23 protein-coding genes and 6 pseudogenes are annotated in these 26,537 nt (G+C 61.9%); 13 read left to right on the forward strand and 16 right to left on the reverse strand.

Going from position 1 to position 26,537, the window contains the following annotated elements:
- The first annotated feature begins 311 nt into the window (after positions 1-311).
- Positions 312-2,081 carry a tannase/feruloyl esterase family alpha/beta hydrolase gene (locus CIC12_RS07010; protein WP_168663447.1) on the forward strand — a complete coding sequence of 590 codons (1,770 nt, stop codon included), beginning with the start codon at positions 312-314 and terminating at the stop codon, positions 2,079-2,081.
- A gap of 203 nt (positions 2,082-2,284) precedes the next feature.
- Here CIC12_RS07010 and CIC12_RS07015 read toward each other — a convergent pair whose 3' ends face one another.
- The 6 genes and pseudogenes from CIC12_RS07015 to CIC12_RS07040 form a co-directional block, all read right to left on the reverse strand.
- On the reverse strand, positions 2,285-3,685 hold the full coding sequence (locus tag CIC12_RS07015) for a c-type cytochrome (RefSeq protein WP_168663449.1): 1,401 nt from the start codon (positions 3,683-3,685) through the stop codon (positions 2,285-2,287).
- A 2-nt stretch (positions 3,686-3,687) separates the two neighbouring features.
- Positions 3,688-5,286 carry a GMC family oxidoreductase gene (locus CIC12_RS07020; protein ID WP_168663451.1) on the reverse strand — a complete coding sequence of 533 codons (1,599 nt, stop codon included), beginning with the start codon at positions 5,284-5,286 and terminating at the stop codon, positions 3,688-3,690.
- 30 nt (positions 5,287-5,316) lie between these two features.
- Positions 5,317-5,859, reverse strand: coding sequence for a sugar dehydrogenase complex small subunit (locus tag CIC12_RS07025; RefSeq protein WP_168663453.1), 543 nt, complete (start codon positions 5,857-5,859; stop codon positions 5,317-5,319).
- 414 nt (positions 5,860-6,273) lie between these two features.
- Positions 6,274-7,959: an alkaline phosphatase family protein gene (locus CIC12_RS07030; protein ID WP_168663455.1), complete on the reverse strand. Its 1,686-nt coding sequence runs from the start codon at positions 7,957-7,959 to the stop codon at positions 6,274-6,276.
- A gap of 353 nt (positions 7,960-8,312) precedes the next feature.
- Entirely contained in the window at positions 8,313-8,450 is a 138-nt protein-coding gene (locus tag CIC12_RS07035; RefSeq protein WP_168663457.1) for a hypothetical protein, read from the reverse strand.
- 316 nt (positions 8,451-8,766) lie between these two features.
- Positions 8,767-9,912 (reverse strand): annotated as a pseudogene (locus CIC12_RS07040) (branched-chain amino acid ABC transporter substrate-binding protein).
- Here CIC12_RS07040 and CIC12_RS07045 point away from each other — a divergent pair.
- From CIC12_RS07045 to CIC12_RS07070, 7 genes and pseudogenes are all read left to right on the forward strand, one after another.
- Positions 9,895-10,407, forward strand: coding sequence for a hypothetical protein (locus CIC12_RS07045; protein ID WP_168663459.1), 513 nt, complete (start codon positions 9,895-9,897; stop codon positions 10,405-10,407). The pseudogene CIC12_RS07040 and the gene CIC12_RS07045 sit on opposite strands and share 18 nt — an antisense overlap.
- Before the next feature lie 12 nt (positions 10,408-10,419).
- Positions 10,420-11,288, forward strand: a pseudogene (locus CIC12_RS07050) (LysR substrate-binding domain-containing protein).
- Between the two features lie 16 nt (positions 11,289-11,304).
- Positions 11,305-11,409 (forward strand): annotated as a pseudogene (locus CIC12_RS32965) (transketolase family protein); the annotation flags it as partial.
- A pseudogene (locus CIC12_RS07055) lies at positions 11,405-11,623 on the forward strand (aldehyde dehydrogenase family protein); the annotation flags it as partial. The pseudogenes CIC12_RS32965 and CIC12_RS07055, both read left to right, overlap by 5 nt.
- 342 nt (positions 11,624-11,965) lie before the next feature.
- Positions 11,966-12,583: pseudogene (locus tag CIC12_RS07060) on the forward strand (catalase); the annotation flags it as partial.
- 127 nt (positions 12,584-12,710) lie between these two features.
- The gene (locus CIC12_RS07065) at positions 12,711-13,313 is read left to right on the forward strand and encodes a hypothetical protein (protein ID WP_168663445.1); all 603 of its coding nucleotides are present in this window, start codon (positions 12,711-12,713) and stop codon (positions 13,311-13,313) included.
- A 129-nt stretch (positions 13,314-13,442) separates the two neighbouring features.
- A complete protein-coding gene (locus tag CIC12_RS07070) occupies positions 13,443-13,847 on the forward strand; it encodes a hypothetical protein (protein ID WP_238812417.1) in 405 nt (134 codons plus the stop codon).
- Here the strand turns inward: CIC12_RS07070 and tssA are convergent.
- A complete protein-coding gene (gene tssA, locus CIC12_RS07075; protein WP_238812419.1) occupies positions 13,842-14,927 on the reverse strand; it encodes a type VI secretion system protein TssA in 1,086 nt (361 codons plus the stop codon). The genes CIC12_RS07070 and tssA overlap by 6 nt on opposite strands.
- A 93-nt stretch (positions 14,928-15,020) precedes the next feature.
- Positions 15,021-15,533, reverse strand: coding sequence for a DUF3455 domain-containing protein (locus CIC12_RS07080; protein WP_168663462.1), 513 nt, complete (start codon positions 15,531-15,533; stop codon positions 15,021-15,023).
- A gap of 192 nt (positions 15,534-15,725) precedes the next feature.
- Between CIC12_RS07080 and CIC12_RS07085 the strand changes: the two genes are divergently transcribed.
- On the forward strand, positions 15,726-16,475 hold the full coding sequence (locus CIC12_RS07085; protein ID WP_168663463.1) for a M91 family zinc metallopeptidase: 750 nt from the start codon (positions 15,726-15,728) through the stop codon (positions 16,473-16,475).
- Between the two features lie 311 nt (positions 16,476-16,786).
- Here the strand turns inward: CIC12_RS07085 and CIC12_RS07090 are convergent, their stop codons facing one another.
- The 3 genes from CIC12_RS07090 to phaP all read right to left on the reverse strand — a co-directional run bounded on the left by CIC12_RS07090 (position 16,787) and on the right by phaP (position 18,360).
- Positions 16,787-17,074, reverse strand: a complete 288-nt coding sequence (locus CIC12_RS07090) for a hypothetical protein (RefSeq protein WP_168663464.1) — start codon at positions 17,072-17,074, stop codon at positions 16,787-16,789.
- Entirely contained in the window at positions 17,067-17,390 is a 324-nt protein-coding gene (locus CIC12_RS07095) for a hypothetical protein (protein ID WP_168663465.1), read from the reverse strand. Before CIC12_RS07095 ends, CIC12_RS07090 begins: the two co-directional genes overlap by 8 nt.
- Positions 17,391-17,811: 421 nt before the next feature.
- Positions 17,812-18,360 (reverse strand): TIGR01841 family phasin, encoded by a 549-nt coding sequence (gene phaP, locus CIC12_RS07105; protein WP_168663467.1) that lies wholly within the window; start codon positions 18,358-18,360, stop codon positions 17,812-17,814.
- Positions 18,361-18,715: 355 nt separating this feature from the next.
- Here phaP and CIC12_RS07110 point away from each other — a divergent pair, with 355 nt between their 5' ends.
- Entirely contained in the window at positions 18,716-19,429 is a 714-nt protein-coding gene (locus tag CIC12_RS07110) for a hypothetical protein (protein WP_168663468.1), read from the forward strand.
- Between the two features lie 90 nt (positions 19,430-19,519).
- Here the strand turns inward: CIC12_RS07110 and CIC12_RS07115 are convergent.
- Positions 19,520-20,064, reverse strand: a pseudogene (locus CIC12_RS07115) (AraC family transcriptional regulator); the annotation flags it as partial.
- A 296-nt stretch (positions 20,065-20,360) separates the two neighbouring features.
- Here CIC12_RS07115 and CIC12_RS07120 point away from each other — a divergent pair.
- Entirely contained in the window at positions 20,361-21,860 is a 1,500-nt protein-coding gene (locus tag CIC12_RS07120) for an MmgE/PrpD family protein (RefSeq protein ID WP_168663469.1), read from the forward strand.
- A gap of 61 nt (positions 21,861-21,921) precedes the next feature.
- Here CIC12_RS07120 and CIC12_RS07125 read toward each other — a convergent pair whose 3' ends face one another.
- The 4 genes from CIC12_RS07125 to CIC12_RS33845 all read right to left on the reverse strand — a co-directional run bounded on the left by CIC12_RS07125 (position 21,922) and on the right by CIC12_RS33845 (position 25,186).
- Complete coding sequence (locus tag CIC12_RS07125) at positions 21,922-22,317, reverse strand: RcnB family protein (protein ID WP_168663470.1); 396 nt, start codon at positions 22,315-22,317, stop codon at positions 21,922-21,924.
- 400 nt (positions 22,318-22,717) lie between these two features.
- The gene (locus CIC12_RS07130) at positions 22,718-23,209 is read right to left on the reverse strand and encodes an organic hydroperoxide resistance protein (RefSeq protein ID WP_168663471.1); all 492 of its coding nucleotides are present in this window, start codon (positions 23,207-23,209) and stop codon (positions 22,718-22,720) included.
- A gap of 245 nt (positions 23,210-23,454) precedes the next feature.
- Positions 23,455-24,459, reverse strand: a complete 1,005-nt coding sequence (locus tag CIC12_RS07135) for a DedA family protein/thiosulfate sulfurtransferase GlpE (RefSeq protein WP_174771948.1) — start codon at positions 24,457-24,459, stop codon at positions 23,455-23,457.
- Positions 24,460-24,979: 520 nt separating this feature from the next.
- The gene (locus tag CIC12_RS33845; RefSeq protein ID WP_174771949.1) at positions 24,980-25,186 is read right to left on the reverse strand and encodes a hypothetical protein; all 207 of its coding nucleotides are present in this window, start codon (positions 25,184-25,186) and stop codon (positions 24,980-24,982) included.
- A gap of 422 nt (positions 25,187-25,608) precedes the next feature.
- Between CIC12_RS33845 and CIC12_RS07145 the strand changes: the two genes are divergently transcribed.
- Together CIC12_RS07145 and CIC12_RS32975 are read left to right on the forward strand one after the other, a co-directional pair.
- Positions 25,609-26,136: an Ohr family peroxiredoxin gene (locus CIC12_RS07145; RefSeq protein WP_168663472.1), complete on the forward strand. Its 528-nt coding sequence runs from the start codon at positions 25,609-25,611 to the stop codon at positions 26,134-26,136.
- Positions 26,137-26,164: 28 nt separating this feature from the next.
- Positions 26,165-26,317 (forward strand): hypothetical protein, encoded by a 153-nt coding sequence (locus tag CIC12_RS32975; RefSeq protein WP_238812421.1) that lies wholly within the window; start codon positions 26,165-26,167, stop codon positions 26,315-26,317.
- The last annotated feature ends 220 nt before the right edge of the window (positions 26,318-26,537 follow it).

The raw sequence follows: 26,537 nt of genomic DNA on the forward strand, positions 1-26,537 counted from the left end.
AGCGTGCACACCCAAACAAGTTAGGCATATTGAATAACGCGCAGTCCAGATGACGTGAACTCTTTTGCATGCACGCCCGATTCGCTATTGCTCGCTGTTTTGCGCATGGGCACGTCATGCCGCACGAATGATTGAAGAACAACAAACAGGTCGACGATCTGGAGACGTCTTTGCGAACCGAAGTATTAAAAGAGGAGAGGTGAATCGATGAAAACAAACAGGCAATGCGCCGATCGCGGGTGCGTCATGCGGTCAAGACGCACGCGGGCGGTTTCGATGCTCGAGGAAGAAAACCAATCAAGGAGGCAAGCATGAGAACTGAGCAATGCTTCGGGCTGCTTGCGCGCGTTCATGCGCGCACAGCCTCGCTGCTGACCCTGGCCGTTGTCTGCGTGAGCGCCACGATCGTCGCCGCGTGCGGCGGCGGCAGTGGCGGCAGTGGCGGTCTTAGTCCCACGCCGCTGTCCGTCGTCAACCCCGTCGTCGATTGTTCGAAGCTCGCTTCGGTCGACATCACCGACATCGGCGGTGCAGGGAGTTCGATCACGTCGGCCACCGTTACCGCTGCGAGCGTCAATGGCGCCACCGTCAACTTCTGCACCGTGAAAGGCACGCTCGCGCCGTCGAACACATTCGAGGTCGCACTGCCGGTCAGCTCATGGACGCAACGCTTTGCGGAACTCGGTTGCGGCGGCCTGTGCGGCAACCTGAGCGACCCGACCAAGCAGAGCTCGTTCAGCTTCAGCTACACCTGCCCGCTGGTCCAGCAAGGCGGCTTCGTGACGGCAGCGACCGACATGGGCCACACGGGCCAGGACACGAGCTGGTCCTCGGATACGCAGAAGCAGGCTGACTTTGCCTATCGCGGCCAGCACATCACGACGCTCACGGCGAAGAAGCTTATCAAGGCCTATTACGGGCAGGCGCAGAAGTACTCTTACTTCATTGGCTGCTCCGACGGCGGCCGCGAAGCGCTGATGGCCGCGCAACGCTACCCGACCGATTACAACGGCATCATCGCCGGCGCGCCGGCTGCTCACTTCCAGATCCAGAACTCGCTGTATCACGGCTGGAGCGTGGAATCGAACAGCACGACTGGCAATAGCCTCGGCAACGCGGTGCTTTACGCCGACAAGGCGCAAGTGCTGCACAAGGCCGTCGTGGCCGCGTGCGGCGGCGCGAGCGGTGCGGCCGACGGGCTGCTGGCCGATCCGCGCACCTGTCACTTCGATCCGGCAACGATCCAATGTGCGAACGGCGCAACCAGCACCGCCAACTGTCTGACCGCGGCCGAAGTCGCCACCGCCACGAAGATCTACAGCGGCCCGACGGATGCCACGACCGGTGAACGCATGCTGGCCGGTTCGCCGCAGTATGGCTCGGAAGCCAACTGGGTCGGCGTCGAAGTGCCGACGACGAACTCGACGGATGCCCCCGTGAAGACCACGGGTCTGTTCAGCTACAACATCGTGACTGGCGCATACAACCTGATCTTTACGGGTTCGCCGAGCATGCCGAACATCGACACGTTCGGCTATCACGACGCGAGTTTCTACACGAGCTTTTTGCAGGCCAACCACCCGCTCAACGATGCGACCAATCCGGACCTGTCCGCATTCAGGAGCGCTGGCGGCAAGCTGATCCTGTGGCACGGTTGGGCCGACCAGCACATCTCGCCGCTCTTCACGATCGCTTACTACGAGGCGATGCAAAGCACGATGGGCGAGTCGAGCGTGAACGATTTCGCACGGCTGTACGTGGTGCCGGGCGTCGCCCATTGCGGCGGCGGCGAGGGCTTCCCGAACATCGATCTGGTCTCGCAGGTGACGGGCTGGGTCGAGCAGGCGAAGGCGCCGAATTCGGTCATGACGTATCAGACCGATTCGAACAACGCCGTGACCGCGTCGCGCCCTGTGTATCCGTATCCGGCGGTAGCCAGGTACACGGGTTCCGGCGACTGGCATAGCGGCGCCAACTACACGCAAGGCGCACCGCTGTATACCGCGAAGACGCTTGCGTGGGCCGGCTCCAGCTTCTACAAGCCCTATACGCCGAAGACGCAAGGTGTCGCGGCGCCGTAAGCAGCTTGCGCTGTAGCCACCCAGACGGCCGCCTCTGCGAGGCTGGCCGCTCGTCGGACGGAGCAAGCCCCGCGTTGCGTGGCGAAATCCAATAAAAAATGGCGGCTCCAACCGGAGCCGCCATTTTTCGTTCACCGCATGCCGCCATGCTTCGACCGACCGCCTTACCGCTCATCCCGAGCGGCGCATCGTGAGCCGCCCATTCAACGCAGCCTGCGCCTGCGAATCAGCAGGAACAGAATGCCGAGCACGACCAGCGCCGCGACGGCCATCCCCACACGCGCAATCGTCATCAACGGCGATGCCGCGCCGCCTGCGCGCAAGGTCTTGACCTGCTCCTCCGTCACCGATGCAGCCGGGTTCCCATATTGCTTGAGCAGATAGTTGCCGAGCGTCGCGATCTGTTGATCGGACAGCAGGCGACCGAACGCGGGCATCAGCACATCCGGCGCGCTGTCTTGCCGGTGCACACCGTCGAGCATCACCATCACGAGGTTGTTGCTGTTCGTGTGACCGAGCGCCGTATTGTGAAAGAGCGACGGCAGTCCCGGACCATCGATACCTTGTCCGGTCCCTTCGCCATGCGCCTGATGGCAGCTTGCGCAGTACGCATCGTAAAGCTGCGGACCGCTCATCCGGTTCGCGTCGTCGGGCAACGCCACGCCGCGGACTTCGTCGAGACTCGAACGCGCACCGCCCCACGTGTGAGCGGGCTGACGGTCGCCTGCGTTACGCACCGGCGGCGTCGACTTGAGGTAGACCGCCATCGCGCGCAGATCGCTCGCGTCCAGATGCTGAAAGCTGTTGTCCACGGCTTCGGCCATCGGTCCGGCCGCTTGCGCGCGATCCACCACGTGACCGGTGCGCAGATAGGCGGCAAGCTCCTCTTCGCTCCACGAGCCGATGCCGCTCACCGCGTCCGACGAAATGTTCGGCGCGTACCACGTGCCGACCACGCCGCCGCCGAGGCTCGCGGATATGTTCTCGGCCATCAGCGCATTACGCGGCGTATGACAGGTGCTGCAATGCGCGAGCCCGCGCACCAGATACGCGCCACGATTCCACTCGACGCTCTTCGCCGGATCGGCCTTGAACGGTTCGCGATCGAGGAACAGCAGGTTCCACGCGGCCATCGACAAACGCACGTTGAACGGGAACGGCAACGCGGTCGGCGGCGGCGATGTATCGACCGGCGCGACGCCCTGCATGAAGTACGCGTACAGCGCTTTCACGTCGTCGTCGCTGACCTGCGCGTATGACGTGTAAGGCATCGCCGGGTACAGATGCTGCCCGTCGGCCCGCACCCCACGCCGCAGTGCCGCGCCGAACTGATCGAGCGTGTAGTTGCCGATGCCGTGCGTCTTCGACGGCGTGATGTTGGTCGAGATGATCTCGCCGAGCGGCGTCGCGAGCGACAGACCGCCCGCAAACGGCCTGCCTTGCGGCGCGCTGTGACACGCGACGCAGTCGCCCGCTTTGGCGAGATACTCGCCGCGCTTGACGAGATCTTCTCCGGCCGCGTGGGCCGTGGCGACAAAACCTGCCGACGCGAGCAGGGCCGCGCACAAACGGCGCGTGAACGCCGAAAACGGTGAATAAGTCATCTTCAGGCGTTGGCGTGGATGTGTTCGGCCGAGCGCAGCGCAAGCGCGACGGCGGTAAGTGTCGAGTTGACCGTGGCGGCGGTGGGCATCACGCCGGTACTCCCGATATACAGGTTCTCGTGGTCGTGCGTGCGTCCGAACGCGTCGACGACCGAGTCCTTCGGCTCATGGCCCATGCTCATGGTCCCGGTGATGTGCTGGTTGTTGCCATACACGCCGTCCGGGCTGTAGCGCAGGTTCGTGCCGCCCATCAGCTTCGCGATGCGCGTGTACTCTTCGCGCGCCGCGGCCATGCCCTTGTGGACGTAGTCGCTCATCGCGTAATGCATCCGCGGCGTCGGAATGCCGAGCGCGTCCTTGCGGTCGCTGAGCGTCACGCGATTGTTCGGATCGGGCAGGATTTCCAGCACGTTCTTCACGCTGCACTGGCGCGCCGCGTGATAGCGGATCTGCTGTTCGAGTTCGTCGCCGTACACGCCCTTCGCGATCAGCGCCTGCGTGACCGACAGCACCTGCGACGCGTTCGAGATGTCGATACGGAACGCCGCATGCTCCGAACGGAATGCCCCATCGCGCAGCGAGTTGATCGAGCTCGGGCTCATCGGGCCACGGCCCGGCCACAGTTCTTCATCGGCATCGAACACGAGGCCGTTGCTCGGGTGATCCATCAGATGACGGCCCACCATATCCGAGCTGTTCGCCAGCCCGTTCTTGTACTTGTCGCTCGCGGACAGCAGCAACAGCTTCGGACTTTCGATGCCGTTCGCGGCCAGAATGAAGGTCTTGCCCGTCACGCGATGTGAGACCCTGTCGCGATCGTAGTAATGCACCGCGGCAATGCGGCCGCGCTCATCGTGCTCGATGCGATACACCACAGCGTTTTCGACCAGCTTCGCGCCGGCCTTCTCGGCTGCGTCCGCCGCGAGTCCGCCGTGGTATTGCGCGTCGATCGGGCAGATCGGCATGCAATTGTTGTTGCCGCAGCAGGCCGGGCGGCCGTCGTAGTTGCGGCTGTTGCGCGCGGTCGTATTGGTGATGACGTCGTAGCCGCCTGGCGCGAGCCGTTCACGGAAGCGCTGTTCGAGAAACGACTCGGCGACCGGCTGCATCGGAAACGGCTTGCTGCGCGGCGAGCCGTTGTTCGGCGCGCCGGACACGCCCATCTTCACTTCCGCTTCGTAGTAGAAGGGTTCGAGCTCGTCGTAGGAGATCGGCCAGTCGCGGCCCACGCCGTACAGCGTTTGCAGGCGAAGGTCGTTCGGCAGGACGCGCCACGCCTGCGCGGCCCAGTGCCAGGTCGTACCGCCCACCATGCGGATGTACTCGGCCTTGTACGGATACGGACCCGCCTGCACGAGATAGTTGTTATCGACGGGCTGGTAGACCGGATGCGGCGCCCACGATGAAAAAGGGTAAGGCGACATGAAGTCGTTCTTACGCGGCGAATTGCGGAAATTCGCGACGATGCGGCCGCGATCCACACGCGGGCCCGCTTCGAGTATCAACACCGAGGCGCCTTGCGAGACGAGACGGTGCGCTGCGAGCGAGCCAACGATACCCGAGCCGATAACGACGATATCGGCTGACAACTGGTCAGACATTGCTGTGTTCCTTGAATTACCGACGAGGCGTCAGGCGGCCGTGAGCGGGTTACGGCTCCAGGCGCCGTAGGGTCCGTATGCGTAGCTCGGCGGCTTCAGCCGGTCCGCTACGACGACGTTCATCAGGCTCGTTTCGTACGTGATGCAACGTGCGACCGGACCCGCGCCGACCACGCCGACATACCAGGCGGTCGCGATCTGACGCGGCAGTTTGGCGAACGGCGCGTTGGCGGCATCGAGCGATGCCTGCAGTTGGCCCGACGCGGACGGATCGGCGGCAACGAACGCCGCGAGGCCGTTCAATTGCTCGGCAAACGAGGGAACCGTGGCGACAAGCCCCGCATACAGGCGGTTGGCTTGAGTCGGGTCGAGCGCCGCACGCCCGGTGATCACACGCGACACGTTCAGGAACGCGTCCGGCGCGGAGGCCTGCGCCGCGGCAGCGGATTGGGCTTTGGCGAACGACCAGGGGATGAAGGAACTTGCATAGCTCGCCAGAATGCTGGCGAGCAGAAGCCGCCGACCGGCGTTCGGTGCGGCGTGGCCCGAATCGGGCTCGTGGGGCTGAGTCATTGGTAAGTAAAAATCCTGATACACCGGCGCTGAAAAAGATGCTTGCTTCCAGCATGGGCCGCGATTATAGCGCGGTGGCCGGAATGGGCGCTTGCTGCCGTGCACGTCGAACGTGCGGCCAACGACGTTCGACGCGCCTTTGAACCTTCCCGGTCGGGATCTGGAGAGTACGGCGCGGGCGGCTTGCGAGCGAACAACTGGGTTTGAGACGACCCGTGTGACTGTCGGCGAGACGTTCGAAGCGAATACGCAGACCGGGAAAGCAAACCCCGCTCGGGGTCTCTATAAACTGGCTTCAAACAAACAGCCGACCAGATATTCCCTGGCCGGCCGCGGTACTGTTGAATGTCCAACAGGATCGCATCGCGTCGGTCAAGCGCTGTGTCCCTCTAGCCGCGACGCGCGACCCCTCGCCTAAAAGCGTTCGCGATCGAACTCCGGCAGCGCACGCGTTCCTTCAATAGCGACCGATTGCAGCAGTTCGGGCTTCAGATCGAGCAAACGCATGATCGTCGGCGCAACCTGCGTGGTCAGGACACGCTCGTCGTTGGTCTGTCCAGCGTGATGGGCATGAGGCACGTAGACCACGAGACCGAGATGGCTGTCGTCGGGCGCGTTGCCGCCGTGCTCTTCGTCCTTGGCCGTACTCGAGGTATAGATGACCCCCGGGTTCGGCTGGACGATGATGTCAGGCGTGCGGCCGCGCGCCGGATTACCGAACCGGCTGGCCAATTGCGGGCCGGACAGAATGTACGCCTGTGGGCCGTCCGCGCAAATGCCGGGTGCGTTGCAGCTCAGATTGTCTTTCAGGGTCTCCATGACAGCGGGCAGTTGGCTTTGATCGCGCAACCAGATCAGGCCGACGTCATCGCTCTGCACCAGACCCGTACCGACGAGCCCTGTTCCGTCATTGAGGTTGCCGCTCTTCGTACTGTTCTGTCCGAAGTTGCCATTCGGATCCAGGTAGTTGTTCGCTTCCAGCAGTTTCGAGAGCGTGTCGCCGTTCTTCACCAACTTTGAATGATCGGACGGCGACTGCCCATGCTTCGCCGTAACAATGATCGCCGTCGACGCATAAAGATTGCGCTGCCTGAGTTCGGACACGATGCGACCCAGCGCATTATCCAGATAGGTGATCGCGCCGGCGACCTGTGGACCCGGCGTGAAGCTTGCGTCCAGATAGCCGCCGCCCGTCGCGACCGTTGCTTTCTGGGCGACACTCAAGGTCTGGAAGTTGGCCCCAAACACCGTGGGCACGTCGGCGCCGGAGCGTCCGGTCGAATCCTTGCCGTCAATTTCATTGATCAACGATTGCACATGGAAATTGTCGAACTGTTCCGTGTGCTGGTAGAGGTCCGTATAGTTCGTGCCGGTCGCCGGATCGATCGAATTGATCTCGGTGCGCGACAGATCGTCGACGCCTGCGCCAGACGGTCCATTGAGCCAGTCGTAGCCCCACGCATGTTTGTCTGCCCACGCGGTGCGAGCGCCCTTCACGTTGTGTTTGACCACTTCGAAGATCGTGTTGGTCTTCACATAGTTGTGCGGATAGACGGGCGTACAAACGCCATTGACCAACGTATGCGGAATGGCCTGGGGATTGAACGCGCCACCACCGTCGAGATGGGTCAGCGCGCCGCCGTTCTCGCCATCGATACCGGTGGTCTCGTCGAAAACGACATTCCAGCCCTGCTTGCCGGTGCAATTGGTATCGGACGGCGCGTAGAGCGTGCGGTCATAGGATACGTCGTAGAACAGGCCTGCGGATTTCGGCGAGCCACCCGTGACGAGTGCCGCAAGGCCCGGAAATGAATCCGAGAGACCTGGCGTGTGCGCGTTGGTGTAGGTCGTACCCGACCTGGCTAGCAACGCAAGGTTCGGGCACGCATTCGAACCGATGCAACGCGCGACATCCTGTTCATGCAAACCGTCGAAGCTGATCAGTAGCACATGCTTCACTGACGCATGTTCATGTTCGTGTTCATGATCACGTTCCTGATCACCGCCCGCGACTGCGCCCACTGCGTACAGACCGGCAAGCAAGGCAACGCCAATGCAACTGGCGCCTTGTGCGCGCTTCCACGTCCTGATCGTCTTCATGTCCCGTCCTTTTTGGTTGCGAAGAAATATTTGGTAAGACGGGGTGAAATTTGCAGTGGATTTGAGTCAGCCGGATGAATCGGCGCTTTCGATTTCATAACTCACTGACGATCTACGAGAAGGCCCTCGATATACGTAACAATATGTATTGCTTAACGTTCTCTTAAGCTTTGATTGATTCAGAAAAAAGTCGGCCATTCAGGCCGCCTTTGCACTAGCAAACTACCCGGTTAGTTCGCTATCACTTTTGCCCACACCCTGGCGACCTGGTCAGTGGTGACTGCCGGCCCCTTGTTGCCCCAGCTCAAACGGATGAAGGTCGCCAGCTGCGCGAAGTCATCGTCGCCGTAACGCTAACCGAACGGCGGCAGCGCCAGCGGCATTGGCGCCGACGCGGTGGACGGCAAGCGCGCGCCGTCCAGAATCACCGCTACCAGCGAGTCCGGGTTCGCCTGCGTGACCATCGGATTGCCGACCACCGACGGGAACACGCGCGTGGCGCCTTGACCATTCTGGCGGTGACATGCCGCGAAGCTATTGATGTAGATGCTCGCGCCCCGCCCCGTTGCCTGACCCGCGAGAATCGTAGTGAGCGTGGAGGCATTGGCTCGCGCGTGGCGGCAAGGAAGGGGAAGTTCGGGTGGAAAGGTACGGCCGCGGGGGCGTGGACGCGAACAGGCGGCGCCCGGCCTAAGGGTGGAGAGAGCTTGCGAGCGGGATAACCGCTGCCGCTCCGGAAACGCATTGAGAAGCAAAAAGGGCTTCGATGGGGTGTTACCCATCGAAGCCCCGATCAATTCCTACCGCTTACATCTTTACCACGTCGACCAGTGTCTTCTTGCCGTCCTTGTAGTCGTACAGCGAGATCACGCCGTGCTGCAGGTCACCCTTGGCATCGAACGTCGTCTGGCCGGTGACGCCCTTGTAGTCGGTGCCCGCGATCTTCGCCAGAACCTTCGACGGGTCGGTCGAGTTCGCGCGCTTCATTGCGTCGACCACGATATAGACCGCGTCGTACGTGAACGGCGCGTCGAATTCGATTGGATGGCCGAAGCGCTTCGTGTACTTCGCCGCGAATTGCGCGCCGCCGTCCATGCGCTCGACGGCCATGCCCGCCTGCGAGCACACGACATTGCCGGCTGCCGCGCCGGCCAGCTGCGCGAGGCTTTCGGTACAGACGCCGTCGCCCGACAGCACCTTCGCGCGCACGCCCAGTTGGCGCGCCTGCTTCGCGAACGGACCGCCGGTGGCGTCCATGCCGCCGTACATGATCGCATCCGGATTCTCGCCCTTGATCTTCGTAAGAATCGCTCGGAAGTCGACGGCCTTGTCGTTGGTCGCGTCGTGCGACATGACCTTCAGGCCAAGCGCCTTGGCGGTCTTCTCGAATTCGTTCGCGAGGCCCTGACCGTATGCCGTCGAATCGTCGACGACCGCCACAGTCTTCACGTTCAGGTTCTTCGCCGCGTAGTTCGCGAGGGCCGGACCTTGCTGCGCGTCGGTCGCGACCACGCGGTACGTCGTCTTGAAGCCCTGTTGCGTGTAAGCGGGATTCGTCGACGACGGCGAGATCTGCACGATGCCCGCATCGCTATAAATCTTCGATGCCGGAATCGATGCGCCCGAGTTCAGGTGGCCGACCACCGCGACGACCTTGTCGTCGACCAGCTTTTGTGCAACCTGGGTGGCCTGGCGCGGATCGGCGGCGTCGTCCTGCGCGTCGAGCACCAGCGTGACCTTCTGACCGTTGATCGTCAGGCCCTTCGCGTTGATTTCCTCGATCGCGAGTCGCGCACCGTTTTCATTGTCCTTGCCGAGGTGAGCCTAGCCGCCCGTCAGCGGACCGACGTGACCAATCTTGACGGTCTGATCGGCAGATGCCGTGGTGGTCATCGCGGCGAATGCCACGACTGCGGCGCTGATCGGCAGCAGTGTATGAAACTTGAACGACATTCAAAAATCTCCTCTTTGTTTTCCAAATCAATTGGTTATGGGACTGTCAATGCTGCTGGATTCATTCCGGCGAGTTTGGCGCGAATGCGGCCGCGTCGCGAATTTCAGGTGCAGGACAATAACGTAAAACTGGCGATCGTAAAAGGTTTTGAAGGCATGCGGGTATGCGGGAAGCTCCGGGACACCCCTCTGGAACGTAGCACGCATCGAGCGGACGAAAGGATAAGATTTGTAAAGGCCGCTTTACCCCGATCAATAAATCTTCTTTTAATTCGCGTAAATAATCGAGGAACGCCAACGAAAAAGGGTGTGTCGCATGCATTCGACGATCTCGCGAGCCGTGATCTGCTGAATCTGGCGCATCCGGTGAGTGCGGCATTGAAACTGCCACATCGGCATCGAGAGGACTTGCTGCCCTCAAGGACTGCACCGCGTATCGACGGATGGCAGCGCGAATGGCGTGCGAACAAGGCGGCTTCATTCAACTGCAGTTGAAAAAGTTTCACTATGCGCATCCCACCGGTGAAGGCCATCATCGCTTTCGAGAGCGTGGCCAGAACGAAGAGTGTCAACCGGGCGTCCGAAGAACTCGGATTGACCGCCTCCGCAGTGAGCGATCAGATCAGCAATCTCGAGTCGGTCATCGGCCAGCCGCTCTTTTACCGCTCAGGCCGCGGGCTCGTGCTCACGCCGACCGGCGAACGTTATCTGTCGGACGTAACAGGGTCGCTGGCCGATTTGAGCCGCGCCACCGAGCGAGCGTCGAGCCGCGCCGACGTCGACATCCTGCGCGTGCATTCAAGCCCGAGCTTCGGGCTCATGTGGCTGCTGCCACGGCTCGCGTCCTTCCAGGAGGCCAACGGCGATATCCAGTTGAACCTCGCGTGCTCGTATTACGACGTCGACCTGCGTCACGGTTATGCGAACTGGCGCGACCTGGAAGTGAGAACGCTGCGCGGCGAATTCATCACGCCGCTCGCCTCGCCGAAATACTGGAAGACCATCCGGTAACAACGCCGGAAGACCTGCTGCAGCATCGGCTGATTTACTCGGAAACGCCGCTGGTGCGGTGGAAGCAGTGGTTCGGCCGCACCGGCGTGTCCGCCGCACACAAGACCTTCGACTTTTCGTTCGACCGCTCGTACATGTCGCTCGAGACGGCCGCGCTCGGTCTCGGCATCGCGCTCGAAAGCGCGATGCTCGCCTCGGTCCGAATGAAGGAAGGTGTGCTCGTGCCGGTCTTCGACGCTTCGCACGCGGTCGAGGTCGGCGCGCACAATCTCGTGTATCCGCCGCAGAATGCCGAGCTTCCGAGGATTGCGCGCTTTATCACATGGATCGAGCGCGAGGTTGGCGGGATGGCTCGCAAGACTTGAGCGGCGCGCCCATGCGGCGCCGCACCATACGGTGATCGGCGGATTGGGCGAAGCGGTCGCAGCGGAACTCATGCGTGCGGACGTGTCGTGCCGCTTCAGGCAAGTGGGGCTTCCTGACGCAGTACGGCTTGCAAGCGTATGTTCTGTCGCGCGACATCAAACGCGCGCAAGCTGTTGCGTCGCGGATCGAAGCGGGACGTGTGCTCGTCAATACGCTTGCGCATGAGCCCGCGGCCCCATTCGGCGGTTTCAAGCAATCCGGTATCGGACGCGAGTACGGCACGTTCGGGCTGGAGGCGTTTCTCGAACCCAAGTCGGTATTAGGTGTGCTGTGATCCACTGTAGCGCCGGGCGAGACGGTCCGGCACTACGACGCAACGTCAGGCCGCGCTATTTGAACAGAGGCTCCGAGTCGTCGAGCGCTGCCACTTCGATGCGCGGGCCACCCCACTCACGACCGGCACAGCGCGCGACAGTGCGCGCCGTCACGAAACCAGCAACCTGACTATAATTTCTAACGAATTACTCAATAGCTCACCGTGTCAGACACTCCGCAACGGCCCGCAGCGACAGACAGCCATGCGCATCCACACGCCGGGTCACGACGAACGAAACCATGGTTCAGCTATGCGCTCATCGTCGTCACAGTCGGCGTGCTGGGCGGTGTCTTCGCCTATGTGGCCGGCTGGTTTCCGCGCACGGCCTATGGCGCTTGGCCTCGCGCGCAATGGATCGTCGACGCATTCGAAGCGACGACGCGTGCGCATCCTGGATTCCGTCGCAATCACGCGAAGGGCATTTGCGTAACCGGCCATTTCGACAGCAATGGCAATGGCGCAGCGCTTTCCAGAGCCAGCGTGTTCGAGGCCGGTACGTACCCCGTTAGCGGGCGATTCTCTGCGCCGGGCAGCGACCCTGCACAAGCCGACGCCGAATCCAGCGTGCGCAGCTTCGCGTTGCTACTCAGTTTGCCCGGCGACGAACAGTGGCGCACCGGCATGAATTCAGCACCCATCTTCGCGGTCGGAACGCCACAAGCCGTGTTCGACCAACTCTCCGCGCGCGCGCTCGATGCAACGGGCCGCCCCAATCCCGCGCACATGGCGGCCTTTCTGCGCAAACATCCTGAAGCGCAAGCATTCGATGCATGGGTCGCCGCGCATCCGCCGTCGTCGGCATTTTTCAATGCCGCCTATTTCAGTGTCGACGCGTTTCGCTTCGTCGATCACGAGCGCCGCGCCCAGTATGTTCGCTGGCGCGTCGTGCCCGAAGCGCCTTATCAGGCGCTCGGCGAACACGCCGAAGGGGATCCGGACTTCCTCGCTCACGGCCTCGTCAAGCGGCTGGAACAAGGTCCGTTGCGCTGGCATTGGATGCGAGGCGAAGACACCCGCATCGCGTTCGGCGCCAGTGCGCTCCAGAATGCGCGTCACCGCGCCCTGGCTCGCGGTCGCTTTCGTCGCCGGCGCATTTTGCTCGGGCATCGTATTGCGCGTCGCCCCGAGTGCGATGCCGGGCGCGGCCGGGGCTGCCGGTTCGCAGGTCGCCGCCAACGGCGTGTCTCCATGGGTACGCGCCGCCGCCGGGTATCAGCAGCTGTATTCGCGCGACACCGTCGCGCTCGGCGCGCCCGCCGCCGATGTATCGGCGCGCATCGTCGCGGACATCCGCGCGCAGGACGGACTCGAACTGCGTGTGCCCGATCTGAGCGCCATGGGCCTCACGTTCAAGCGCGTGCAGCGTCTGCGCTTTAACGACAAGCCGCTGGTCCAGATCGTCTATTTGCCGAAAGAAGGGCCGCCGGTCGCACTGTGCGTGATGAAGGACGCCAAACCCGACGCCGGCCTCGCGCAACAGCGCGTCGAACGGATGGATGTCGTGACGTGGCGGCAGGCCGAGCTCAGCTATGCGCTGATCGCCGAACCGGGCGCCGCGGATCTGCACGCAATCGGCAAGCAGATTGCCGGAAGCGGCGTGGGCGCGATGTTCAGTCAGAACAACGCGATGTTGCAGCCCATCACCTGATGCGTTTGCCGTCGATGGAATAAAGAAGGGGCGCTGGATGTTGTGTCGAAGGTGCGGCGTCATTGCCGCGATCTTCGATCGGCAAATCGGCGCATGACTTCAGCCCCTTCCGTCTCTCACCGACAATCCGTGCTTTCGCGGCTCGCCGCATGCGGCGCCCTGCTGGCAGCGCTGATTCCGCTCGACGCGCGCGCCGGCTGGATCGTCACCGAAGCCGACGGGCCATATCGCGTGATCCATGCGACCAGCGTCGATACGGCGAGCGGTGCGGGTAATCGGCTGGCAGACGGCGACATCGTCGAGACCGCGCCGCAGCGCGCGCTACAGATGCAGGACGACGCCGGCAACATCCTCGCGCTCGGCCCTGACACGCGAGCCCTTCTCGGCCCGGCCGAGCGCGTCTCGCTGCTCGACGGCTGGATCAAGCTCTCGCGTCTCTGCACGAGCTCATCGTGCTCGCCACCGGTGGTGGAAACCACGCACGTCGGCGCTGCACCGGACAACGGTTCGGCAATCATCGTCACCACTTCATGACGCGGCTCCCGGCGCAAGAATCACAATGGCGACGTGGCGGTTTTTCGCGCGGCCCGCCGCGGTGTCAAAGGTTTTGTCGACGAGTCCTTTCGCGCGGCCAAGCAGTAACGGCACTGGACTCGACGGTTCATGGCGCGCGTAGTAGTCGCACAAGCGGTCGAGCGTCGCGATCACGTCCGCGCGGGTCGACACCGGGGTAAGCATCAGCGGCGCTGCATCCATCCCGGCTGCGTCCTGTAAGTGCGCGCCGCCAAGGCCTTGCCGGTCTTGACACGCGTCGAGCAGCGCCTGCGCGCGCCGCAAAGTCGTCCGCAAGACCGAGAGATCGAGAGAGCGGCCGTGCCCGACGCGCTCGACGAGCGTCGCTTCGATGCGCTCGGCGTGCGCCGATGCAGCACGGAATGAGCGCGACAGCGACGCGGCCCGATCCGCAGCCGCGGCCACCGATGCGTCGATCTCCGCCTGCGTCGCCGCGTCATTCGCTTCGCCTGCGGTTGGCTCGTCGTTGACGGCGAGCCAGCGTTTCAACGTGATCCATGCACTCGCCGAGTGCAGTTGCGGCACGAGCGGCGCATTCAGAATCTGCTCGACGAGTCCCGCGTTATCGGCAAGCGCGGCCAATGCGTTGATGCGCGCAGTTGGATCGTCCGCGTCGGCAGCGTCGAGTTGCGGATGCACATGCGTCCACTGGGTGTCGAGCAGGCCAAGGACGAGCGCAAGACCGTCGGCAAGCGCCACGATGCCTTCGACCGCGAGCCGTGCGCGAATCAGGTACACGACCACGCGCAGATCGCGTGTGCGGGCTAACAGGTCGACGCACAACGCATCCGCGGCTTGCCAGTCGGGCGGCACGGCGGGTACGAGGGTCGTGCCGTACTCGGCTTCCGGACGGCCGTGTGCCGCCGCTTCGAGCGCGCGGAACGACGGATCGTATTCGAGGTCGTCGCCGCAGGGAGACGCATCGGTGAGCCCGTCGAACCACTTGCTCCAATCGGGGTGATCGATGAATTCCACCGCTATGCCTTCGGTTTCGGCGAGCCTGGAGCCGGCCGGTTCGGATTGCAGATCAAGTTCTCTCATGTTGAACAAAACATTCGACACGTCGATTTATTCCAGTGTTTTTTGCTTCATTCCGCCACGTTGTTTCCGCACGCGATGCATGCGTTCTGGCGCCTATCGATAGAACACGTAGCGCGCAAAGTAAGCGGAACTGCCCGTTTGATGTTCGACCGAACACGGGCGTGGCGGCATCGCGCCACCCACTGTGTCCACACGTTGCACGTAGGTGATTGACGACAGCGCGCCCGGCCCTCCGGTACTCTGGGTCGCCAATAGCAGTTGCGGTACGCTACCGGGCGTCTCGCCTGGCCGCTGAGCGATCGCATGTCCGACGATCCGGCTGCCATCATCGGCTTCCCACGACGGACCCGCGCGATGCTGAATAATGGCGACGCCGTTCTCGTCATAGAGCGTCGCCTGCGGATTGCGGAACACCCATGCGAGGTGTCTCTGCGCGTCGAATTCACACGAGTAGATCTGCACGCCCGATGCCGTTGCAGCCATCACGCGCGTGGCGCCGGGTGGTTCGATGGACTGCGTATCGGCGATAACCGGTGCGACGCAACCGCCAAGCACGATCCCGCTGCCGATGGCCAGTACGGTCGAAATCAAAAAGCGCGTTGACATCATCGCTCCTGTGGATGGACGGCGTGCAGCGCGGCGCGAAGCGTGTCAGGAACGCGCGCCGTGCCATCACAACATCCAGGCAGCCGGATCTATTCCATCTCGACGGGAAATGAGCGCACCTGGTGCGGCAGGGAATAAGACGCTTTCAATGACTGTTATGGAAGAACCTGCTCACCGGAACGACATCAGTTCATGCCAGTCATCACGATCCCATCCCTCCTCAATCAGCCGACACGAGAGCCACGAAACGAGGTGCAATGGACGCCGACCCGATACAGCGGCGTCATGATCGGCAGGTATCCGCGGCAGCCGCAATCGTTTGTCGCTGCGGCGCTAGAGGCACTCGGAAAAATCGCGAGCGGCACGAATGGCCGCAGGCTCATGGACGCAATCGTCATGGCCGGGGCACTCGTTCACACGTCGCTGCCATATAAAGTGGCGATTCTTCCTTCCGGGGAAAGCACCGAGTTGTCACTTTCGCGAGGGCCATCGTTTGGCAAGCGAATCTATCTGCGCGGCAATTCCACGACCGCATCGAATATCGATCGTGCGCGTGGAAGCAAGCAGATCGCTCGACGAGCCGCGGTGAAATCACCCACAGTCGTGCCTGAGCCGTTCGACGCCGCGCAATGGTTGGACCCTCAACTGGGTTTTCTCGACGGCGACGTTGGATCGCCGTCATCGATCCGCTGGAATCCCAATCAATTCAGCACACCGGATGGACACCGCCCGCCATTCATCGGTCTCGCGCATGAGCTGGTCCACGCGCTGCGCAATCTGCGGGGTGAAACCCCTGTCATGGTCGAGGACGACGAGCGCGACGTGACAGGTCTTCGCCTTTCTCAGGGCAACGCCATCACGGAAAACGCGATCAGGGCCGATCATGGCATTGCGCCTCGGACACGCTATTCGGGTATTCAGTCGGGAGCTACGACAAGCTGAGCGGGACGGCGGGGTATGCACGCGAGCGGACGCTACGTTCGGCGCGTGGCCCAGCGCACTCAACATGCGTGAGATTCGCGGGTCAAAGCAGGTTGTTTGCGCCAACTGAGCGCCGGCTGAGCGCCCACGGACGCGAGACGCATGTCTTGTCGGTGGCAAGACACGCGTCGAGCCTGTCTCATACAGGAGGAATGCGAAGGCGAGTCAGGAGGTGGTGGTGTGATGTGGCGCTTGCGACCCACGCTCATACACGTTCATGACTTGCTCTTCATCGCGTCAAGGTTTGCGGCGCAAATGGAATCTCGACATCCCTAACAAAGTCTCGTGCTCATCACCCACGACATACCGTTGAACCGCGCGACGATCGAATCCAGCAATTCACGTCGTGTTTGAACGAGCGCTATCTCGACTTCCTCAAAGCCTCTATCTGGAAACGTTTTGATATCCACGTGCTTGACGTTGCGCGAAAACGGCAACAACACCTGCCAGATCGCCGCAACGCGTATCCCCTCGACGCGTGCGCGCACCACCAGACGATGGCAATCCGCTGCACGAATCGCCAGTAGTTGAAGCTCCGTTTCGACGTGCTCCCTATTCATGCCGATCCCCGTGTGTTTGCCAGATCACGTCTTCCCGATCTTCGCGGTCCTCGGTCCGCTGATCGTTCGGTTGGCTCTCCGAGGGCGCCTTGCCAATGCCGCGCAGTCTTTTCAGCAACGCCTGTGCATGGTCCCGATCGGATCGTGAAATATCGCGTCGGCCGAGTAGCGTTTCGATACGCTGGCGCCAATAACCCGGCTCGTTGATCAGAGTCGTGGAAGCAATCGAGTCGCCGCTGTTCGTTATCCTTTCGAGCGCGACGACTATCGCTTCGATATGCAACAGATCACTTTTACAAGAAGCGTCAAATTCCATTACAGTCCCGAACTACCTGTTTTCTTGAATGCGTTGTGTCGCGTCTATTTCGGGCCGCGTGTGCGACACCACCAGTCGACATGATCGAGATTTCCAAGAAGCTGCCCACGACGGTGTTCGCGGCGATAATGGCTGATTACCAGCGGTATTGCGATCAGCAGTGCGGAAACCCCGATCGTCAATCCCATCCATCGTTCGGTCATTGCAACCTCGTCTGAAAAGAAACCGCGTGAATCACGCGATTCCGATTACGGGTGCCCCTGGCAGCATCGGGCTCATTGAACGGACAAGACATCGCACTCATACGCCGTTCAATCCGGTGCCCGGACAAACCAAAAGGAAATGCGATGCCATGCCGGTCCGGATCGTCCGATCCGTCCCGCTTCTTTGAAAAACGTTTGAATGGCCCTGCAGTGCTCGGCTAGTCGGCGCGAGCGTGATCGCGGGACTTTTGAGAGTCAGGGGCAGCGGCCGTCAGCGGATTACGCTGCGCCATTGCGATGGCCTGCGCGGTGGCTTTCAACACCGTGTCGTAAGCGACACCGGCACTGGAAACCGTCGACTTCAACATCGCGACGGCAGCATCGGAACCGGCAGGCGTATGGCTCGCGACGCCGTCGACCAGCGCTTGCAGTTTGCTGTTGTGCTGCTCGACGCGAGCCTTGGTGAATTTCATCCACTCGGCTTGCGTATGGGTCGCCAGCCCAAGCAACTGGTGGTTATAAGAAAGCGCTTTTTCAGCGAGCGAACGCGCAGCTTGGGTCTGATGAGATACAAGTTCGACGGGTGACCGACCCGACACCGCCACGAGCCACGCCTTCTGATTCTCGGCGAGCGTTGTCTTGACTATTTGCTGATTCAACTCGACGAGTTCTTCCAAACACTGGAATGCCCGCTGCGCCAACGAAAACGCGGCGGCAACGCTATCGCGTTGCATCCGGTCGATTTGTGGGTTGGTCGAAAAGTACATTGCTCACTCCTTTAGTCATACGTATCAATTGGCTCAGGAAGAGGGCAAGAAATCTGCCGCAACCTTGACCCGGTGAATGCTTGAGGCCGACGGGACGCGGGCCCGACGCATTCCGCATTGCAGCATTAGACGATTCATTCTAAATGAGTAGTTCGAGTGCTCTTTTCCAGGTGATTACCCTGAATTTTCGGGCATTGATGCAAGCCGGATTTGTCAGAGGTACGAGGACCGCTGACACAGCGATGGCACTGCGGCCCATGGCGTTCGATTGATTTCTTCAGGCAGTCCACGCCGGGACGACTCCCTGCAGTCGTTACAATGCTTCGAATGAATTCATTTCTTCTTCTGACATCGAATGCGTGACACGCTGACGTCCTATTTCTGGAGCGACGACGCCCTGCGCAGTCGCAGCGTCAGCAGCCTCATGCTGTCCGGCACGGTCGATATTCCTGTCCCGCCTACCCGTCTGCTGGCGGATTGGCAACGGGAGATCGCGTCGCGCATGGTTCTGGAACCCGGAGACGTCGAGGTCCTGCCTTTGGCACGAGCGCGCATGCGTTGGCCGGAATACTCGCGCTGCCTGCAGGCAGCGTCCGACTGGACGCGTGCGCGTGGTCTGCCCGAGATACTCGCCTCCAGTGACGTCGCCCTCATGGCCTGCCGCGGCGCGCGATATCACCATGACGGGGAGCAATATGGCGGAGCGGCCTTCTGCAATCTCTTCCTGAGCGAGGACAAAGGGCTCGACCTACATTTTTCCTCTCTCGGCCGGCGCATTCCTTTGACCCGTGGAACGATTGTGCTGTTCGACACCGCCCAGCCTCATGGGGTCATTCAGCGCGGCAGCAGCGGATTCAATGCAGTCGAATTCACGCCGGATCAGGATCATGTCCAGATTTTCCTGACCTGGGAGCTTCCCATTGAAGATGCCCATGTTGCGCAAGCACTGAAGGTCGACTTCGATGTCGCTCCTTCAACCTCCTCGCAACTGGATCAAGAGCAGGTCTTGCTGAATGGTGAGCGGGTCGTCGTGTGTCCTGAATCAGGCCGTTGGCGTCCGGTCGAATGAAGCCACTTTTCGGGGCAGCAGATTGATTGGCGGCGCGACGGTGACACGAACCCGCGGCTCACCTTCCAATAGCCATCTGTCCCGTCCGCGTCACGCGCCTCGTATTGCCTGCTGCTCCTGTGCATACTGGCTCGGCGGCTGCCCGGCATGGCGCCTAAATGCGACGCTGAATGCATTCGCCGAACTGTAGCCGACGCGTTCCGCAACTTTTGCGACACCGCCTTCTTTCCGACGCCGCAGGTTCGTGGCCAGCGCCATGCGCCACGACAGCAGATACTCCATCTGAGGGACGCCCACTGCGCTGCTGAAGCGCCCGAAAAAAACGTCGAGCGGAAAAGGGCCGCGGCCTTCGCCAGTTGCACGACGGTCCATGGTTTATCAGGACTCCCGTGCATCGATCGCAGCATGAGGCCGGGCGACGCTGCCGCTCCAGTAGACCGGAGCGCCTCGATGAACAGACCCTCCAGCAGGTGTGCAAGGACGACGTCCCGCGCGGGCCGCTGCGCGCGAGACTCTTCTATGACGAGTTTCACGAGCGTGGCCAGCCTGCGTTCGCCGCGAATGTGCATGAGTTCGGGACGACGCGATACCAGCATGGCCGCGTCCGGCGAGCCGAAGGCACAGTGCCCGACCAGCCGGTGGCAACGTCGCCGGGTTCAAGCGCCCTCCCGAACAAGGGTCCATCGTGCCTGCCCCGAAGTGTATACATCTGTCAATTCATCTCTTACAATTTGGCGCTTCGCGTGGCTGGATTACCAAATGTGTCGACACTAGACCGTTTGATACGAAATCGCATGAACCCACGGAACGCTATTCGAACGTCCCGTCAGGCGACGGCTCGCGGTCTGCGGCGTCATCCACGCAGGCAACGGCCGCTCGCCTCGTCGCCGTATCGACCATATCGAACATCAAACTTGAAGGAGACAAACTCATGGCCGCTATCGATCGGCGTCATTTTCTGAAGACCAGCGCCGCGGGCGCGTTGGCATCGGCCACCGCCAGTGCGAGCGTGTTCGCCCAATCGTCCGACGCTGTCCCTGCTGCTTCCGCACCGGCGTCCGCCGGCGGCGCGGGCGGCACCCACGCACGTCCCCCGAAAGTCACGCGCATCCTCGCGGAGTTCATCACCAAAACGGGTTATCAGGATCTGCCCGCACCGGTGCGCAAGGAAGGCGTGCGGACCTTGATGAACTGGGTGGGTGTCGCTGTCGGCGGCTCGCACGACGAGACGGTGAATCGCGCGGTCGCCGCCCTCACGCCTTTCTCGGGACCGCCGCAAGCGAACCTGCTGGGCCGTAGCGAGCGTTTCGACATCATGAACGCGGCATTCATCAACGGCGTGAGCAGTCATATTTTCGATTTCGACGATACGCATCTGAAGACGATCATTCATCCGGCGGGCCCCGTCGTATCCGCCATTCTGGCGTTCTCGCAATACCATCCGGTATCGGGCAAAGATTTTCTGAACGCGCTCGTGCTGGGTGTGGAAACGGAATTGCGCATCGGCAATGCCGTCTATCCGAATCACTACGATGTCGGCTGGCACATCACCGGCACATGCGGCGTGTTCGGCTCGGCCGCGGCGACCGGCAAGCTGATGGGGCTGAGCGTTCAGCAAATGGTGTGGGCATTGGGTCTTGCGGCCTCGCAGCCGGTCGGTCTGCGTGAATCGTTCGGCTCGATGAACAAGAGCTTCAACCCGGGACGCGCGGCCGCGAACGGCATCTTCGCCGCACTGCTGGCCGCTCAGGACTATACGAGTTCGGACGGCATGATCGAAGCGAAACGCGGCTGGGCGAACACCATCAGCACCAAACAGGATTACCGCGAAATCACTGATGGCCTCGGCTCGCACTATGAGTCGACGCTCAACACCTATAAGCCGTTTGCTTGCGGCATCGTCATTCACCCCGCGATCGACGCGGCGATTCAATTGCGCAATCAATATCATCTCAAAGCCGATCAGATCCGCTCCATCGAGCTTCGGGTGCATCCTCTCGTCATCGAACTGACTGGCAAGAAGACGCCGCAGATCGGGCTCGAAGGCAAGTTCAGCATCTATCACGCGGTGGCCATCGCGGTGATCGACGGAGCGGCCGGCGAGAAACAGTTCAGCGATGCGAAAGTGCGCGATCCGATGACGGTCGCTCTGCGCGACAAGGTGAATGCCACCATCGACCCGTCGATCAAACCGGAGCAGGTCGACATGACGATCACGCTCGAGGACGGCCGCAAGCTGCACAAATTCATCCAGCACGCCATCGGCAGCACCGAAGTGCCGATGAGCGATCAGCAGCTCGAAAAGAAATTCTCCGACCTTGCCGATGGGATTCTTTCGCCGGAGCAGACGCGTGCGCTAATGGACAAGTGCTGGCATGTCGAGCAACTGGGCAGCGCAGCGGAGATCGCGCTGGCGGCGTTGCCGCGTTAGGCTTGGAACTGCAGCACATCGATGTCGACAACTCGCGAGTTGTCGACATCGATGCAATTGGCTAGTGAGTGGACAGCAGAACGTTTGCAATCACGCCGGTTGCAATTGCGGCGAGCACATAGTCTCCGTTCACCCCGACCCATTGATACCCGCGCGGCGGCGCTTGCAAGCCGTGGCCATGCCAGTCGTCGACCACGTAGTTGCGATTACGATATTCCGCCGGGAGGCGTTCACCCTTGTGCCAGTCGGCGTGGGGAACCGGGCCGCCCGGACGCCTCGAGTCGGCGTCGTGCGGCGCAGGTCCGCGACCATGTGACTGCGGATGTCCCCCAGGGCCGTGATTGCCTTGAGACGATGGACCACCGTGATGGTTGTCATCGTGAGGTTGAGCGAAAACGGCGAATGACGTACCGAGCAGAGAAGCGAGCAAAAGCTTCGCGACGGTTGTGGTTTTCATGGCTGCATCTCAAGAAAGTGGTTGGAATGACAGTCTGGAATTCGATGATGACCGGAGTGCGAGGCACCTGGAGTGAGTCATCATCAGCCGGCTGCGCGAGGTGGCCGGCCTTGGGCGGCTTTCGAAGAAAGTCAGAGGAATGATTGCACGAAACGTTCCTGACGGGCAATCGCGAGCGATCTGCCATCAATTCGGAAGCGATGTGCCTTGATGATCGAAGCGACAGAGATCGCCCCGCATGCGTCGACCGCGATGAACAGGCATCGGATGTTCCTCGCGTCGCTTCACCCTTCCATTTGATTACATACCCGCGATGCGGCGCGCACGCAGCCATTGCGCAGAACGCCCTGCACGTTCGCAGGCAATTCGTGCACGCGGCGTGAACCTTGTTGGCATCCTTCTACACAAGCTTGACGACATGACCGATGCCCTGCCGTGTCATCTTCGTATAAGGGCAAAACCGTTCGGCGTTGCGGACCAGTTTCTCCGCGACGATGCGTTCGACGCCAGGCAACCGGATACGGATATCCGCGCTCAGGACGAACAGGCCGTCCACCGGATCGCGCCCGAAATCGACTGTGACTTCGACCGAGGCACCCGGAATCGGGATGCCCGCATGCGCCGCAAGCAGGCTCAGCGCGCCGTGAAAGCAGGCCGCGTAGCCCGCCGCGAACAGTTGCTCTGGATTGGTGCCACCGCCGGGTCCGCCCAATGCTTTCGGTAATCGCAAGTCGATTGCGAGATTGCCGTCATCGGAACGGGCGATGCCCGACGCGCGACCATGCCCCGCCTCTCCGCCCGTGACGATGACAGTGGTCGAATAGAGCGTATGGTTATCGCGCCCGCGATACTTTTCGAAAAGCCACAGCGGCGGTGGACGCAATAAGGTCATGGGCATGCTCGGTCGGATTATGGTTCTATTTGCCGGCTTGTGCCGCTACCCATTGCGGACGCTGGCACGGCATCGCGTTGCGCATGGGTCTGCCGGTGCGGCGCCGGTCTCGCCGCGCGATTCGCAGACCATCCGTACGCAGCATCGTAGGCATGCGCCGCGTCATGCGGTAGAGCCGTGGAGGGACGCACCGTGTTGTGTGAGGAGCACCAATCAATCTGGCCTTTCGGCGGCGACAAATGCAATCAGTACGTGACAAGTGTCCCCGGCTCCGCGCTGATGGCGGCGTCGCTCATCACCCTGATCGGATCGACCTCGAAGCCTGCCGCACGCCATGCTTCGACACCGCCGGTCAGCGGCAAGGCGAGCTTGACGCCGGCCAGCCGCAACTGCCTCGCCATCCACGCCGCGGATGTCTCGTCTGGACATGAACAATAGATGACGAGCGTCCGGTTCCCGCCATAGCGCTCCATGAGGTACTGCGGGTTTCGTTCATCGGCAAGCACAGCGCCGGGAATGACAAACGGGTCGAGCACCCTGCGCTCGGCGGAGCGGATATCGAGCACGACCGGCCGCGGGTTGTGCGCGAGCAATGCGTGCAACTCGCCCACGCTGATCCGCGCTGTTTCGAGCGCCCTTGCCATCATGATTCGCCGGCAATAGCGGTACAACACGTAAAGCGCCAGTACGATGCCGACCGCAATCAACGCTTGCCAGCCCAGATGGGAGAGCAGTACAAAAATGACGTCGATCTGCGACGCGAAAATTGCGCCAATGGCCAATCCGGTCGATGCCCAAAGAGCCACGCCCGCGCAATCGTGTAATACGAACGAACGCAGCCTGACCGCCATCGCACCGCATAGCGGCACCGCGACAAGCGACAGACCGGGCACGAACCGCGCCACGATCAGCACCCGAACTCCCCAACGGCCAAAGAAGCGCTCAGTGTTGCTGACGCACGTTTCGCGCGATAGCGACAGTTTGCAAACGGTATGAAGCGTGCGCCCGCCATAGCGCTTGCCGCCCTGATACCAGATCAGGTCGCCGAGCAGACCACCCATCACGGCGGCCGCCAGCATGGGCGCGAGATGCAGCCATGTCGACGACGCGACGTGCGAGGTGAGCGCGATTGCCGCGCCCACCGTGATCAATGTCGGCGTGACGGGCAATGGCAGGCCAAGGGAAGAGCCGAGCAAATTCAAAAATACGATCAGCATTCCGTACCGCGTGATCAATTCATGCGACAACATCGCACTCTCCCTGGGCTTGCGCCGCTGTGTCTAGAAGATCCTTCATCGCTGTGTCTGAAATCGACCAGGCGCGCACTGCCTTCTCGCCGTTCTTCCTCCAGCGAACGCCCGTTGGATGACCTGTTCGTGTAGATCAGTTGGACGACATTGCGCCCGCGCTGGGCAGTCGAAACGGCTGCCCGCTTTCGCACGATTCTTACGGGACGCTGTTCGCCGGTGCGCTTCAGGTAGCTTGCGGCCGCGACCGTCAGGACAAATCGTAGGCGCGCTCGTCGAGCGGTAGTAGCTCCGCGAAGGAGCTCATCGTGTTGCCACGCAGACAACAATCAATAAGACAAGGGCAAGGAGACGTCGGTAGCGCACTGCAGATCAGAGCGCGGGTCTGCGCGGTCACCTAGTCGATGAACACGCGGATTCGCGCCGGCACATGCTGACGGCTGAGGTAGCAGGTAGCGGCCACGATCATCGGGTGCGTATTGGGCGAGGCATCCCGGCAAACGGCCCTCGCGCAGGAGCCCGCTCACCGGGTAGGCCGCGAGCTGTGCGATGCCATGGCCATCGAGCACGGCTTGCGCAATGAGATCGGCATCGTTGAAGTGTGCTGCGCCGTGTGAGCGACCTTCCGGCTCACGCCGCCGACCTTGAATCCCAAATCGACAATGCGGCCCGAGGCGGTCCGGAAGTTGATGCAGCCGTGCGCGCCGATCTCTTCGACGGTCTGCGGCAAACCGTGCTCACTCGCATACGCGGACGACCCGCGGTTTTCGCGAAGCTGCCTTCGCTCACACGGCAAGAAACGCAACGACACCCGCGTAGCGGGTCGCAAAGGTCACGCGAGCGAGTCCTCGCTCGCAGCAGTTGTGAGTGCGCAAAACTGGTCGAAGTGAGCACAAGCTGGCATGCCCCCTCCGCGTTGATTGTTTCCCTGAAGGCAACACCATGTGTTCCTGTCCGAGGCTTCTGCACGGGCCCGGACTAGCGTAGGATTTGCGCAAATAACCGCGTATGGTTCACTGGCGTGCGCGGAGTGATTGGCCGACCTCCGCAACGAGCCACCAGCGCCGCGGACGAGCCGCAAGTTCGCGGGCGACATACTCACCGCTGCACTACCGCCTTTGAACAGGTTCGAAGAATTACCGGATCAACACCATGGACAATCTCACTCCTCCACCGTTGACCGTGCTCGATAAATATCACGGGCAGGACTTCCAGGAGCTCTATACCGGCACCGTACGGGTGACGGGCGGCGAGGCCAAACATGGCAGAGCGTCCGGAAACGTCCGTTCAGACGATGGCAATCTCGATCTCAACCTGCGCTTGCCGGAAGCCCTGGGCGGCCCGGGTGGCGGCACCAATCCCGAGCAGCTGATCGCCGCCGGCTATGCAGCCTGTTTCCACGGCGCGTTGACGCTGATTGCCGCCAGAAACAACATTGCGCTCGTCAACGCGACAGTCGACGCTTCCGTGACGTTCGGACGCGACCCGGTAGATGGGATGTACATGCTGACAGCCGACATCCGGATTCATTTGCCCGGTGTGGACCAGCCCATCGCCGAACAGCTCGTGCGCAGCACCGAGCGCGTCTGTCCGTACGCCAAGATGGCGCGACAAGGGATGGTCAATGTGGTCGCGCTGTATGTCGATCCACCCGCAACAGAAGGCGTCGGGCCCGAATGACACCGGCTGCCACGACAAGGGATTCGCCATGACCGGCGCGGCGGCGGGACGTCCAGGGCCGTTCCCGGGATCGTTCGAAACCAGTATTGCACGCGTGTTCGCGATTGGCGACGTTGCCGCGGCGGTCGGCGAACGCGCCGGCGTGGCGGCCCAAATACATGGAGTGATCGAGAAGGCGTGACCCTGTGACCCTGTCCCTCCGGTGGCGCGCGAATCGAGCGGGGCGGCGACGTGCCTGTATGAATAGCGCGAACGCGAAGCGACGGCCGACGGGCAGGTGAGCCGGGGCACCGACATAGGCTGGGCCCACGCGATCCTGAGCATGGCAGGATCGAATCCAGCCCATTTGCATGGCCCGGATCCGGTCATGAAGCGTCTTTAACGTGGTGACGGATATCGGT

The organism is Paraburkholderia sp. SG-MS1 (assembly GCF_012275575.1).
Taxonomy (GTDB): Bacteria; Pseudomonadota; Gammaproteobacteria; order Burkholderiales; family Burkholderiaceae; genus Paraburkholderia.

What these genes read in the sequence shown, in the direction of transcription:
- CIC12_RS07010 (WP_168663447.1), top strand. Translation starts at nt 312, where the DNA reads ATGAGAACTGAGCAATGCTTCGGGCTGCTTGCGCGCGTTCATGCGCGC.
- CIC12_RS07015 (WP_168663449.1), bottom strand. Translation starts at nt 3,685, where the DNA reads ATGACTTATTCACCGTTTTCGGCGTTCACGCGCCGTTTGTGCGCGGCC.
- CIC12_RS07020 (WP_168663451.1), bottom strand. Translation starts at nt 5,286, where the DNA reads ATGTCTGACCAGTTGTCAGCCGATATCGTCGTTATCGGCTCGGGTATC.
- CIC12_RS07025 (WP_168663453.1), bottom strand. Translation starts at nt 5,859, where the DNA reads ATGACTCAGCCCCACGAGCCCGATTCGGGCCACGCCGCACCGAACGCC.
- CIC12_RS07030 (WP_168663455.1), bottom strand. Translation starts at nt 7,959, where the DNA reads ATGAAGACGATCAGGACGTGGAAGCGCGCACAAGGCGCCAGTTGCATT.
- CIC12_RS07045 (WP_168663459.1), top strand. Translation starts at nt 9,895, where the DNA reads ATGAAACTTGAACGACATTCAAAAATCTCCTCTTTGTTTTCCAAATCA.
- CIC12_RS07065 (WP_168663445.1), top strand. Translation starts at nt 12,711, where the DNA reads ATGCGCGTCACCGCGCCCTGGCTCGCGGTCGCTTTCGTCGCCGGCGCA.
- tssA (WP_238812419.1), bottom strand. Translation starts at nt 14,927, where the DNA reads ATGAGAGAACTTGATCTGCAATCCGAACCGGCCGGCTCCAGGCTCGCC.
- CIC12_RS07080 (WP_168663462.1), bottom strand. Translation starts at nt 15,533, where the DNA reads ATGTCAACGCGCTTTTTGATTTCGACCGTACTGGCCATCGGCAGCGGG.
- CIC12_RS07085 (WP_168663463.1), top strand. Translation starts at nt 15,726, where the DNA reads ATGCCAGTCATCACGATCCCATCCCTCCTCAATCAGCCGACACGAGAG.
- CIC12_RS07090 (WP_168663464.1), bottom strand. Translation starts at nt 17,074, where the DNA reads ATGAATAGGGAGCACGTCGAAACGGAGCTTCAACTACTGGCGATTCGT.
- CIC12_RS07095 (WP_168663465.1), bottom strand. Translation starts at nt 17,390, where the DNA reads ATGGAATTTGACGCTTCTTGTAAAAGTGATCTGTTGCATATCGAAGCG.
- phaP (WP_168663467.1), bottom strand. Translation starts at nt 18,360, where the DNA reads ATGTACTTTTCGACCAACCCACAAATCGACCGGATGCAACGCGATAGC.
- CIC12_RS07110 (WP_168663468.1), top strand. Translation starts at nt 18,716, where the DNA reads ATGCGTGACACGCTGACGTCCTATTTCTGGAGCGACGACGCCCTGCGC.
- CIC12_RS07120 (WP_168663469.1), top strand. Translation starts at nt 20,361, where the DNA reads ATGGCCGCTATCGATCGGCGTCATTTTCTGAAGACCAGCGCCGCGGGC.
- CIC12_RS07125 (WP_168663470.1), bottom strand. Translation starts at nt 22,317, where the DNA reads ATGAAAACCACAACCGTCGCGAAGCTTTTGCTCGCTTCTCTGCTCGGT.
- CIC12_RS07130 (WP_168663471.1), bottom strand. Translation starts at nt 23,209, where the DNA reads ATGACCTTATTGCGTCCACCGCCGCTGTGGCTTTTCGAAAAGTATCGC.
- CIC12_RS07135 (WP_174771948.1), bottom strand. Translation starts at nt 24,459, where the DNA reads ATGTTGTCGCATGAATTGATCACGCGGTACGGAATGCTGATCGTATTT.
- CIC12_RS07145 (WP_168663472.1), top strand. Translation starts at nt 25,609, where the DNA reads ATGGACAATCTCACTCCTCCACCGTTGACCGTGCTCGATAAATATCAC.
- CIC12_RS32975 (WP_238812421.1), top strand. Translation starts at nt 26,165, where the DNA reads ATGACCGGCGCGGCGGCGGGACGTCCAGGGCCGTTCCCGGGATCGTTC.